Origin of the sequence: uncultured Succinatimonas sp., from assembly GCF_905203285.1 — a bacterium.
GTDB lineage: Bacteria > Pseudomonadota > Gammaproteobacteria > Enterobacterales > Succinivibrionaceae > Succinatimonas.
Genome location: NZ_CAJKVK010000063.1, coordinates 1 through 12,481, shown reverse-complemented (window position 1 = coordinate 12,481; position 12,481 = coordinate 1). Strand labels below are relative to the sequence as shown.

The 12,481-nt window shown below is 43.3% G+C and carries 12 protein-coding genes; 6 read left to right on the top strand and 6 right to left on the bottom strand.

Annotation, left to right across the window (positions count from 1 at the left end):
* The first annotated feature begins 300 nt into the window (after positions 1-300).
* The 6 genes from asd to pykF all read left to right on the top strand — a co-directional run bounded on the left by asd (position 301) and on the right by pykF (position 6,509).
* A complete protein-coding gene (gene asd, locus QZ019_RS07100) occupies positions 301-1,149 on the top strand; it encodes an archaetidylserine decarboxylase (protein ID WP_295483620.1) in 849 nt (282 codons plus the stop codon).
* A 329-nt stretch (positions 1,150-1,478) separates the two neighbouring features.
* On the top strand, positions 1,479-3,305 hold the full coding sequence (gene frdA / locus QZ019_RS07095; RefSeq protein ID WP_295483617.1) for a fumarate reductase (quinol) flavoprotein subunit: 1,827 nt from the start codon (positions 1,479-1,481) through the stop codon (positions 3,303-3,305).
* Entirely contained in the window at positions 3,305-4,054 is a 750-nt protein-coding gene (locus tag QZ019_RS07090) for a succinate dehydrogenase/fumarate reductase iron-sulfur subunit (protein WP_295483614.1), read from the top strand. Before frdA ends, QZ019_RS07090 begins: the two co-directional genes overlap by 1 nt.
* Positions 4,055-4,057: 3 nt before the next feature.
* Entirely contained in the window at positions 4,058-4,513 is a 456-nt protein-coding gene (locus QZ019_RS07085; protein ID WP_294568092.1) for a fumarate reductase subunit C, read from the top strand.
* A 15-nt stretch (positions 4,514-4,528) separates the two neighbouring features.
* Positions 4,529-4,900 carry a fumarate reductase subunit FrdD gene (gene frdD, locus QZ019_RS07080; RefSeq protein ID WP_294568090.1) on the top strand — a complete coding sequence of 124 codons (372 nt, stop codon included), beginning with the start codon at positions 4,529-4,531 and terminating at the stop codon, positions 4,898-4,900.
* 193 nt (positions 4,901-5,093) lie between these two features.
* Entirely contained in the window at positions 5,094-6,509 is a 1,416-nt protein-coding gene (gene pykF / locus QZ019_RS07075) for a pyruvate kinase PykF (protein ID WP_307761591.1), read from the top strand.
* A 77-nt stretch (positions 6,510-6,586) separates the two neighbouring features.
* On the opposite strand, the gene QZ019_RS07070 is transcribed toward pykF, so the two are convergent.
* The 6 genes from QZ019_RS07070 to QZ019_RS07045 form a co-directional block, all read right to left on the bottom strand.
* Positions 6,587-7,351 (bottom strand): SDR family oxidoreductase, encoded by a 765-nt coding sequence (locus tag QZ019_RS07070; protein ID WP_009143862.1) that lies wholly within the window; start codon positions 7,349-7,351, stop codon positions 6,587-6,589.
* 21 nt (positions 7,352-7,372) lie between these two features.
* Positions 7,373-8,659 (bottom strand): TRAP transporter large permease, encoded by a 1,287-nt coding sequence (locus QZ019_RS07065; RefSeq protein ID WP_295483605.1) that lies wholly within the window; start codon positions 8,657-8,659, stop codon positions 7,373-7,375.
* 2 nt (positions 8,660-8,661) lie between these two features.
* Complete coding sequence (locus QZ019_RS07060; protein ID WP_295483602.1) at positions 8,662-9,147, bottom strand: TRAP transporter small permease; 486 nt, start codon at positions 9,145-9,147, stop codon at positions 8,662-8,664.
* A gap of 14 nt (positions 9,148-9,161) precedes the next feature.
* Complete coding sequence (locus QZ019_RS07055; protein WP_294568081.1) at positions 9,162-10,142, bottom strand: TRAP transporter substrate-binding protein; 981 nt, start codon at positions 10,140-10,142, stop codon at positions 9,162-9,164.
* Positions 10,143-10,165: 23 nt separating this feature from the next.
* Positions 10,166-11,413, bottom strand: a complete 1,248-nt coding sequence (locus QZ019_RS07050; protein WP_295483599.1) for an enolase C-terminal domain-like protein — start codon at positions 11,411-11,413, stop codon at positions 10,166-10,168.
* Between the two features lie 75 nt (positions 11,414-11,488).
* Entirely contained in the window at positions 11,489-12,181 is a 693-nt protein-coding gene (locus tag QZ019_RS07045) for a FadR/GntR family transcriptional regulator (protein ID WP_295483596.1), read from the bottom strand.
* Positions 12,182-12,481: the final 300 nt, after the last annotated feature.

Below are 12,481 nucleotides of genomic sequence, written 5' to 3'. Positions count from 1 at the left end.
ACCATGGCAAGGTTATGCTCTACCAACTGAGCTATGCCCGCATCCGATGGCGCACATTATAAAGAAAAAAACATCAAGAGCAAGTTTTTTTTACTTTTAATTTTAAAAAATATCTAAACTTATTAATAAAAACCTTTATTTTCAATAAGATATTTTTGATTCTTTTTATGAAAAATTTTTACTTAAAATCCTTTATGCGCAATTGTTAATTAAAGATACACAAAAAATCTCAAACTCGTTCTCTAAGGTTGACAAAGAAAACTCATTTTTTACAATGCAAGAAAATCAAGGAGACTTTATATGTCATTAATAAGTACCGTACTTAAAATTTCCGAAGCTTTAACTCCGCTTTCAACCATGACTTATCTTTCAAGCAAACTAACAGACGTACCGCTTGGAAAATTTACTCAATTTTTGATCAAAGAATTTATTAAGACATATAAAATCGATATTAATGAATACGAAAATACCGATCTTTCTTCTTACAAAACATTCAATGAGTTTTTCATACGTAAGGTTCGCTCCGACCTCCGTCCGATTAATGAAAATGCGGTAGCTGTTTCACCTGTTGACGGAACTGTCGGGCAAGCTGACAAAATTATTGCAGGACGACTGATTCAAGCAAAAGGGATTGACTATTCTTTAAACGGACTTGTGGGCGGAAATGCGTCTGATTCAGAAGTCTTTGAAGACGGAAATTTTGCTTGCATTTACTTATCGCCTGCAAACTATCACCGAATTCATATGCCGCTTGACGGAAAACTTGTTAAAACCATTCATATCCCTGGCAAACATTTCCCTGTAGGGAAAAGAAATATTTCTTATATGCCGGATCTTTATACCAAAAACGAAAGACTCGTATGCATCTTTGAAACAAAAATTGGCCCCTTTGCTTTAATAATGGTAGGCGCTGCTTTAGTCGGCAGCATCAATACGGTATGGGACGGAACTGTTGTAAGAAGAAAAAATGTTCAGGAAAAAACCTTCGATGATGAAAAATTCACCTATAAAAAAGGAGATGAAATCGGTCACTTCAAGTACGGCAGCACCGTAATTTGTCTGTGGAAAAAAGACAGCGGAAACATTGCTCCTGAATTTGTTCCCGGAAAACCTGTTCTTCTCGGTCAGGCAATGATTACCGAAAATTAAAAGCACATTTTAATCATTGCGCTTTAGGTTATTTACGCATTGGGAGTTTCGGAAAAATCATTACCGAAACTCTGATTGCGTCAAGATTTAATCAAAATTATTCTTCACTCCTATCTTACATTTTTCCTAACAAGAATACCTAAGAAGTCGACTTTCATTAACGAAAGTTGCTGTAATCCCCTTTGCATTATCATTTTTTATTACAAAAATGAGAGCGCTACATAATAAATTTTTTCAATTTTCTGGTATATTTAGTTTTGTTTTTTGCTTGCTTTCCGGGGAAGCGTAATTCGCTATTGACATTACCCTCCGGAGCTTAGGAGATACACGTGGAAAAATTTCAAGCTGACGTTGCAATCGTCGGTGCAGGCGGTACCGGTCTTCGTGCAGCAATTGCTGTAGCACAGGCCAATCCCAAGCTTCGCGTTGCACTCATTTCCAAAGTCTACCCGATGCGTAGCCACACGGTAGCTGCCGAAGGCGGTGCTGCCGGTGTTATCCGTGACGATGACTCTTATCAGAAACACTTTGAAGACACTGTAGCCGGTGGTGACTGGCTGTGCGAACAAGATGTTGTTGAATATTTCGTTCGTCACACTACCGAAGAATTATTCCAGCTCGAACACTGGGGCTGCCCGTGGAGCCGTAAACCTGATGGTGACGTAAACGTACGTCGTTTCGGCGGTATGAAAGTTCCTCGTACTTGGTTCGCTGCCGATAAATCCGGTTTCCACATGTTGCACACTCTCTTCCAGACTTCAGTGCAATTCCCTTCAATTCATCGCTTTGATGAGCACTTCGTATTAGATTTGTTAGTTGAAGAAGGTGTCTGCCGCGGTGTCGTTTGCTACGACCTCCAGAACGGCGTATTCCGTCAGATCAACGCCAAATCAGTTATCATCGCTACCGGTGGTGCCGGCCGTGCTTACATCTTCAATACCGACGGCGGTATCGTTACCGGTGACGGTATTGCTTTGGCTTACCGTCATGGCGTACCTATTCGTGATATGGAATTCGTTCAGTATCACCCGACCGGCTTGCTCGGCTGCGGTATTTTGATGACTGAAGGCTGCCGTGGTGAAGGCGGTGTTCTGTACAATAAGGACCACTACCGTTACCTTCAGGATTACGGCTTAGGCCCTGAGACTCCGGTAGGACATCCTAAGAACAAGTATATGGAATTAGGTCCTCGTGACCGTGTATCTCAGGCTTTCTGGCAGGAGTCTAAGAAAGGCCGTACCATCAAGTATCCGTTAGGCGAAGCCGTACACCTTGATTTGACTCACTTAGGCGAGAAATACCTCCACGAGCGTCTGCCGATGATTTGCGAATTGGCAATGACCTATTCAGGTGTAGACCCTGTTAAGCAGCCTGTTCCTGTACGTCCGGTTGTTCACTACACCATGGGTGGTATTGAGACTGACGGCAAGACTGCAACTCGTATGCCCGGCTTATATGCTGCCGGTGAGTGCGCTTCAGTCGGTATTCACGGTGCTAACCGCTTGGGTTCCAACTCCTTGGTTGAGACCATCGTATTCGGTAAAGTTGCCGGTGACGAAGCTGCCAAACGCGCAATGTCAATTAAGAAAGATTTCGAAAGCCCTGAACTTGATAAGCAGGCTGAAGCCGCTATGGCCCGTGCTCTTGCTCTGTTTGACGTACAAGGCGGTGAATCTCAGTCCAAGATCCGCACCGAAATGGGCGAATCAATGGAAAAAGGCGTCGGTATTTACCGTGAAGAAGCCACCATGCAGGAAACCATTAATGTGCTTAAAGATTTGAAGAAGCGCATTAAGAACGTTCCTCTTACCGATCGCGGTCGCGTATTCAATACCGAGTGGATGAACTTAATTGAGTTAGGCTACACTTTAGACTGTGCTCAGACTATGGTTCACTCCGCAATTAACCGTAAAGAATCCCGCGGTTCACATCAGCGTTTAGACGGTCCTAACGGTGCATATAAGGAGCGTGATGACAAGCACTTCCTCAAGCACTCTTTGGCAATCTACAACAAAGAGACCGATTTGCCGGATATTTCTTTAAGCGACGTTAAGATCACTACCTTCCAGCCTGCTAAGCGCGTATACGGCGCCGAAGCTGAAAAGGCTGAAGCCGCTGCAGCAGCCGCTGCCAAAGCAAAGGAGGCCCGTAAATAATGGCTGAGAAAACTATGAAAGTAACCGTCGTCCGTTATCGCCCGGAGCAGGACGACAAACCTTGGGAGCAGACCTTTGAGGTTCCGTACATCAAAGAGACCTCTGTTCTTGAAGCTCTGTTCTACATCAAAGATCACTTCGAGCCGAGTTTATCTTTCCGTTGGTCCTGCCGTATGGCCGTTTGCGGTTCCTGCGGTATGATGGTTAACGGTGTACCTCACCTTGCCTGCAAAACCTTCCTTCGCGATTATGAAGGCAGCAAAAACGGAATTACCATTGCTCCGCTTGACAACTTCCCGGTTGAACGCGATCTTGTCGTAGACATTTCCGACTTAATTGAGAAGATTGAGCGCATTAAGCCTTATATCATTCCTTCTGCCAAAGACAAGAATATGCCTTTAACCAAGGCTTATCGTCAAACTCCGCAGCAGATGGAAGCATATCGTCAGTTTGCCCAGTGCATTAACTGCGGCTGCTGCTATGCTGCTTGCCCTCAGTACAAGATTAACAAAGACTTTATCGGCCCTGCCGCTTTGACTCTCTTGTACCGTTACAACATTGACAACCGCGACGGCGGCAAAGCTCAGCGTATGCCTTTCCTCAATGCTGAAGAAGGCGTATGGAGCTGCACTTTCGTCGGTTATTGCTCTGAAGTATGTCCTAAGCACGTAGATCCGTCATCAGCTATTCAGCTGGGTAAGAAGATGAGTGCAACCGACTACGTAATCAGGATGTTTAAACCGGAGTAAGAAATGAGCGAAACTAAATCTTTCCGTAAGCCTTATAATCCTCCGATTAAGGCTACCTGGTGGACAAAGAATCCTTTCTATATCCGCTATATGGTTCGCGAAGGCACCGCTGTTTGTGCCCTCTTCGTAGCTTTAGAGTTGATTTTAGGAATTTTCTTGTTCTTAATGTGCGACTTGAGTGCTCCTGAAGCAACCGCTGAAAACACTGCCCCTTATATGTGGTGGGTTCAGTCCTTTATCGGCAATCCTATAGTCATCTTAATCAACCTCGTCTGCTTGGCTGCAACCTTGTTCCACGCAGTAACCTGGTTCGCTTTGATGCCTAAAGCCGTACGCGTTTTCATGAATAAGAACAATACCGATCTTGTTCCTGATTACGTCACCATGGGTGCCCTTTATGCCGGTATGGCTGGCGCCACTGTAGTGATCTTGGTAGCAGCTTTTGCTTCCTTGCCCTAATTAAGGAGAGAGAATATGCATTCACCACGTTCTGACGAGCCTGTATATTGGCTCATGTTCGGTGCCGGCGGTATGGCTGTTGCTATGGCACTTCCTGCCGTATTGGTAGTTCTTCTTGTTGCAGGCATCACCTCTCCTGACGTCTCTTCAGGTGTTTTGAGCTTCGCTCATGCCAAGAGCATTTTAGGCTGCTGGATCCCTGCTTTAGCATTGTTCGGAACCATTGCTTTGGTTCTGTGGCACGCCTTCCACCGTATCTACCATAGCTTGCACGATTTAACCATTCGTGTTACCAAGCTTCACTGGTTCGTCCTTTACGGCGGAGCTGCTGCTTTTACTTTCATCTGCTTTGCTTTACAGTTTGCCATCTACTGCAAGTTGTTCTAAAGCTTAGCTTTAAAAAGTAAAATTCTTTTCAAGAAACCGGGAAAAATGCTTCCCGGTTTTCTTTTTTTATACGCTTCGATATTTCCTGATATATACCTACTTTCTCTTGATTTTTAGCACGAAAAAAGATTTCTTTCTGTTATAATTTGCGCGAAAAATAAAAGCCAAAAGAACAATAGAGGACACTTAAGTGATTAAAAAGACAAAAATGGTCTGCACCATTGGACCTAAATCCGAAAAGCGTGAAGTCATGCAGTCACTTCTTGATGCCGGCATGAATGTAATGCGACTTAACTTCTCGCATGGAGATTTCGTTGAACACGGCGGAAGAATTGATAACCTTGAAGATATTATGAAAGAAAGCGGCAAAGTATTTGCCGTCCTTCTTGATACTCGCGGCCCTGAAATCCGTACCTGCAATCTTGAAGGCGGTCAGGATGTTCAACTGGTTACCGGACAAAAACTCACGATTACTACCGACTCCTCATTTATCGGCAATCGCAATAAAATTTCCGTAACTTATGAAAATCTTGCCAAAGACTTACGTGTCGGCGACATGGTTCTTTTAGATGACGGTTTAATCGCTCTTAAAGTCTTAAGCACAACCGATACCGAAGTTGAATGCGAAGTCTTAAACAACGGACTTTTAGGTGAGAAAAAAGGCGTAAATCTGCCTAATACTCACATCACCATGCCATTCTTATCCGAAAGAGATAAAGGTGATTTATTGTTCGGCATAAAACGAGACGTTGATTTTGTCGCCGCGTCATTTACCCGTAATCGCCGTGATGTTTTGGATATTCGCGAATTTCTTGACGCAAACGGCGGACAAAATATTAAGATCATCGCCAAAATCGAGAATCAGGAAGGTCTTGATAATTTTGAAGACATTCTGGCTACAGCTGACGGGATCATGGTTGCCCGCGGCGATTTAGGTGTTGAAATTCCGGCTCAGGAAGTAATTTTTGCCCAAAAACGCATTATTCAGCGCTGCAATGAAGCCGGCAAAACCGTTATCACCGCCACTCAGATGCTTGATTCCATGATTAAAAACCCGCGTCCTACCCGTGCAGAAGCAGGCGACGTCGCCAACGCTATCTTGGACGGTTCTGATGCTGTAATGCTTTCAGGTGAATCGGCAAAAGGCAAATATCCTCTTGAAGCCGTTACTACTATGGCTACAATCTGCCATCGTACCGATCGTGAAGTCGGCGCTCGTATTGATCGCAAATCTATCGGCAGATCCGCTACCACTATTACAGAAGCCGTTTGCATGGGTGCTGTTGAGGCATCTGAAAATCTCAAGGCTCCGGTTATCGTAGTAGCTACCGAGCATGGCAGCTCTCCGCGCGCTATCAGAAAATATTTCCCAACCGCCCATATTCTGGCTTTAACTCCGAATATCAAGACTGCTCGTCAGTTATGTTTAGTTCGCGGAGTTATTCCTAAGCTTGTAGATCGTATAAACTCAACCGATGAATTCTTTGAAATCGGTAAAAAGCTTGCTTTAGAGTCCGGTCTTGCCAAAAAGGGCGATATCATCGTTATGGTTAACGGTGCATTAGTCCCTTCAGGAACCACCAATACCTTCTCTGCTCATACCATTTAAACTAAATCTAATGAGCAATAAAAAAGGCCTTGAGCAATTAAATGCGCAAGGCCTTTTAGTTTAGGCCTCTTTAGGAATTATTTAACTAAATATCCGCCGTCAACAGGAATGATAGCTCCGCCCAAGTAATCGCTGGCATGAGATGCCAGGAAAATAACGGCACCTTTCATATCATCACCGGTACCCCAGCGATGAGCCGGAATACGATCGGTAATCTGCTGATAACGAGGATTGTTCTTATCAAGCAGTGCAGCGTTCATCTCTGTTGCCATATAGCCCGGAGCGATAGAGTTTACATTAATGCCCCTATCAATCCAGTCATTGGACAATTCTTTAGTAAGCTGGGTTACACCGCCTTTGGCTGCAGTGTATGCAGGAACGGTTTGTCCACCGAACCAAGATACCATGGAGGCAATGGTAATGATCTTGCCGTAGCCTTTCTTAAGCATTACATTTGCGGCTTTCTGGCATAAGAAGAATACGGAATTCAAGTTAACGTTAATGACTTCATCCCATTCATTCTCAGGGAAAACTTCAGCGCTGTGACGACGCTGAATACCATGAGCTGTAACAAGAATATCCAAATCACCGCCTAAGGAAGCAAGGCAGTCATCAAAGCATTTGAATACTTCCTGACGCTTGCTTAAATCAGCTTTAACGCCATGGCACTTAAAGCCGCGATCGCAAAAACCTTTTGCAACATCGTAGACTTTATCGGAGGTGCCGACGATTACAACCTCACAGCCTGCTTCCATCAAGCCTTCAGCCATACCATAACCTAAACCGCGAGTTCCGCCGGTTACAATGGCCTTTTTACCTTCAATATCAAATAACTTATGCATAATAAATCTCCTTAAAATTTATTAACTCATGAATTCGCCAAGGAAAGTTGAAAGTGACGGCACGTAAGCAAATAAAATCGCGCACAAAAGTTCAACAATCACGAAAGGAAGAATCATTCTTGAAACTCGAGCCACCGGCTCCTTACTGATACCGCAAGCTACGAACAGCGTTGTTCCGAAAGGCGGAGTTGCCTGGCCCATTGCAAGCAAGAAGACGAATACCAAACCGAAATGTACCGGATCAATACCGAACTGAATGGCAATCGGAGCCAAGATCGGGCCTAAAATCAGGTTTGTAGCACCTACTTCAATGAACATACCGCAAATTGTGAGCAATACAACGATAAGCATCATGAAGACGGCAGGAGAGCTGGCGATCGCCATAAAAGCTTCGGTAACGTAAATCGGGATACGATAATAGGTTAATAAATAACCGAACATCTGTGCGGTAACTACCAAGAACATGATGTTAGCGGTAGTAATTGATGACTGACAGATAATTTCCCAGGTGTCTTTGCCTGAAAGCTCACGATAAATGCCGAGGCAAACGAAGAAACCGTAGAACACGGCAACTACAGCAGACTCCGTCGGAGTGAAAATACCTGCATAAATACCGCCTAAAATAACGATCGGCATTAACAAAGCCCAAACCGCGCTCTTAAAAGATTTTAAGAAACGCATGAAGGAAAAGCCTTCTGCAGAACGAGGGAAGTTCTCACGACGAGCTTTAATATATGCCCAAATGCACAATGCAATACCGCAAATAACACCCGGGATAACACCGGCCATTAAGAGCTTGGCAACTGACGTATTGGTAATATTACCGTAGATAACGAATACGGTTGAAGGCGGAATAACGATACCCAAAGTACCGCCAATTGCCTGAACGGCTGCGGAATAATCTTTAGGATAACCGCGCTTAACCATTTCAGGATACATCAAACCGCCGATAGCTGCGGTAGTTGCAACGGATGATCCGGAAATTGCGGCAAAGAAAGTACAGGCAACGATGGATACTAGCGAAATACCGCCAGAGATCCAGCCTACCAGGGTATCGGCAAATGCGACAAGACGTCTTGATAAGCCGCCCTTTGCCATAATATCACCGGCTAAGAAGAAGGCCGGCAAGGCAAGCATTGAGAAGTTATCACAGCCTGAGAACATTTTCTGTGTAATAAGAGCCAACGACAGATCCTGATCTATCATCAACGCCATGATAATTGCGCCACCCAGCGACCAAGTGATCGGCATGCCGATTACCATCATTATAACAAGGGTAAGCAGCATGAAAATTGCAGCTAATTCCATGATTATTCCTCCGAACCTTGTTTCTTGCCGTCTTTTAAGGCATCAACCAATTCAAACAAACAGGCGACGGCGGACATTAAAAAGCCAATTCCCAAGATGACGTACATTACCTGCATTGAAATGCCCAAAGCCGGTGAATGCTGGTACTGAGACACGTCAATCATGCCAAATGAGCTGTAAAAGAAGATGACCGTAATAACAAAAGCTAAAGCGCATCTTATTATGTTAAGAGTATTACCCTTAACAAAATTGTCGATAATATCGATTCGCACCAATTGCTTTGAAGTAACGGCAAGATTTACGCCCATAAGAGTCAAAGTTACATATAAGTAACGAGATAACTCTTCTGACCACGGAATAGAGTAGAAAACTACGTATCGGGTCATGGTCTGAACGAAAATTACCGTCATCATGACAACCATGCATACGGCGATAAGGTGTTTTGAAAAACACTGCACCTTATTAAAAATATTGCGAAATGCTTCCATTTTTTATCCCTACCTTAATTTGCCAGAGCTTCAATTTGTGCAGCAAGTTCCGGGAAATCCTTGCTGTAAAAATCGCGAACCGGTTTTGATCTTTCAATAAACAAAGACTTGTCAGGATAAGTAACGACCATTCCCTTACTCTCTAAGGTGGTAATAGCCTCTTTATCCATCTTGCGGCTTAGAGCTCTCTCATCAAGACTTGCCTGATTCATACAATCGGTTATGAGCTTCTGATCTTCAGGGCTTAAGCGATCCCAGGTTTTAGGAGCCATAACAAGGAACACCGTTGAATAGCAGTGCTCGGTCATAGCCATATTTTTATTAACTTCAACTACGTTGTTTTTATCAATAACGGTAGCCGGGTTCTCCTGACCGTCGATAGCGCCCTGCTGCATACCTGTATAAGCATCGGACCAAGACATCGGAACCGGGTCGGCGCCTAAGGCTCCCCATAAATCCTGATGGATTTTGTTTTCCATAACGCGGATACGCAAGCCCTTAACGTCATCGGCAGAATTAATCTGACGCTTTGAGTTGGTAAGATTACGGAAACCTGATTCCCAAATTGCCAAACCGTGAAGACGAACCTCAGACAATTTATTAAGGAATGACTGACCGATTTCACCTAAAAATACTTTATCGGCGTGTTCTGTCGAGGTTATGGTATAAGGCAAATCAAAAACTGAAATATCCGGGAAAAAATTAACCAGTACAGACTGATTAACTACCGCGATATCTAGATTGCCCATCTGGACGCTCTCAATGTTCTCACGCTCGGTACCGAGCTGGCCGTTGTGGAAAGTGTGGACAACAATGCGGCCATTACTTTTTGCCTCAACGTCTTTAGCAAAATTGTCCATTGAAAGACCGATAGCGCCATCGGCAGCTGAAGCCTGCGCCATACGGATGACTATTTTGCCGTCATCTTGAGAACATCCTGAAAGGATAGCCGCACAAGATATTGCGAGTACCCCCATCAGCATTTTACATTTCATATTATCCCCCTACTTTTGACAAATTAAGGCAATACCAAAGAACCGTCCTGAGCACGAGTCTGAGTCCAAGTAGTAACATCATCATTGCAAGGATATTTTGCAGCTTCCTTTTCATTGAAAATGATGCCAAGACCGGGACGATCATTTGGATATACATATCCGTTTTTAAATTCAGGCAATCCGTCAAAGACATCAAGCAGCGCACCCTTTTTATGGCTTAACTCCTGAATTACAAAATTAGGCGGCTCAATGCCTGACCATTCCTGAACACCGAAATTGCGTGCTGCCATATCGATATGAATATTAGCGGCATGAGCCAAAGGAGACATGTCACCAGGGCCGTGCCATGCAGTACGCACGCCGAATTGCTCGGCAAAAATTGCAAGCTTGCGAGCCGGGGTAATACCGCCGACCTGAGTGATATGGACACGAATAAAATCAATCAAGCGCTTGCAAATTAAAGTCTTATACTCTGCGCAGTTGTTAAAAAGCTCACCTTCGGCAATCGGAGTAGAAGTCAAAGCACGCAGCTGTTCAAAATATTCGATTTGATCAAGAGGAAGAGGATCCTCAAGGAAGAACAACTTATAAGGTTCAAGCTCACGAGCTAAGACCATCGCCTCGCTCGGGGCAATGCGCTCATGTACGTCATGAACCAAATCAATGGAAAAACCGAGGCGAGAACGCAGATCATCAAATAACTTAACAGTCTTACGGATATACTCGCGTGAATTTAAATAAATGCCGGGCAATGAACCGATAGGAGCAGTAGCAGGAGCTTTAACTTCAAGACCGCCGCCGTAACCGCCTGACTGAACACGTAAATGCTTAACACCGAGGCTCTGATAATACTGAACCTGATCGACGATTTCATCTACGGTGCTGCCGTCAACATGACGGTAAACGGGAACACCTTTACGGACTGCACCGCCGAATAACTGGTAAACAGGCATATTGGCAAGTTTGCCCTTTATATCCCACAAGGCAAGATCGATTCCGGCTATAGCATTATTTTCAACACCGCCGTTACGCCAATAAGCGTTTTGATGCATTAATGCCCAATTCTCTTCAATTGCTTCGGCATCTCTTCCGATCATGAGAGGACGTAAATACTCGCGAATGTATGTTTCTACTGCCTTATAGCGATAAGCAAAAGTAGCACATCCCAAGCCGTACAGACCGTCAACGGAGGTTAAAACCTTAACCACAGTTAAATTGATGCCTTCAGGTGCAGTACTGAAAACTTCAATGTCCTTAATCAAAACGCTCATATCAGCTCCTGTATTAAAATAACTTGTCAGTTGTCATACAAGTTGTAATAAAAAAGACAAGTTAAAGTTTACAAATTAACCTTTTTGCGCATTGAGTTCATCAATGGCGTGCGTCATATGCTTCTCCATCAGTCCTTTTGCTTTCTTAGCATTCCCTGATTCCAAAGCTTTTAAAATCTCGCTGTGAAACCATATGCCGTCAGTAAAGCCGAAATAATCATTAATCTGCTTATGCCACTTAAAAGTATTGGCAAAAACAAAAGCTATAGTATTACCGATAATCTCGTTACCGGAAGCAAAAGCAATTTCCCGATGGAAATTCATATCTGCCGCAATAAAATCTGATGCCTGACCGACACTATTTTCCATTACCTCATAATGTTTTCTCAAAATTGAAATAAGCTTATCAAGATCTTCTTTAGATCTTTTTGCTGCCATATAGATGGCTTCAGGCTCAATAATGCGACGAAACTCAAGAACCTTTTCAATATTGGAAAAATCACTGAAAGAAACGGAATTCTTATTGCCCAAAAGAGAATCCAAATCGGAACTTTCTAAAAATGTTCCTTTTCCCTGCTCCGAGCGCAAAATACCTAAAGCAACATATTGCTGAATGGCAACGCGCAATGAAGCACGGCTGACTCCCAGTTCTTCAACCAAAGAAGGCTCGGAAGGAATTTTCTCTCCCACTTTCCATGATCCATTTTGAATATTATCTTTGATATATTCAATGATCTGCTGAGTAACTGAGGTCTTAATAATTTTCATAAATAATGCTTGTCAGACAACTTACAAACAAGTATAAAGGGTTCATCTTTTAAAAACGTGTTCTTGTTCACAAAAACTGAAATAACGCAAATCAAACAAAAAATCATCAAAACTAAATAAATTACAACAAAAATCGCATGTAACATTCTTGTAAAAAAGCTTTAATAAACAATTGGAAAATAAAGAGCTAACATCGATTTTCTTCTACTTATTTACTGCTCAAATATATGGCGTATTTTTAGACACAAATCTATTTTATTGATTTAAAAGCCTTATTTTCACTTACTGTGCAAATGTGCA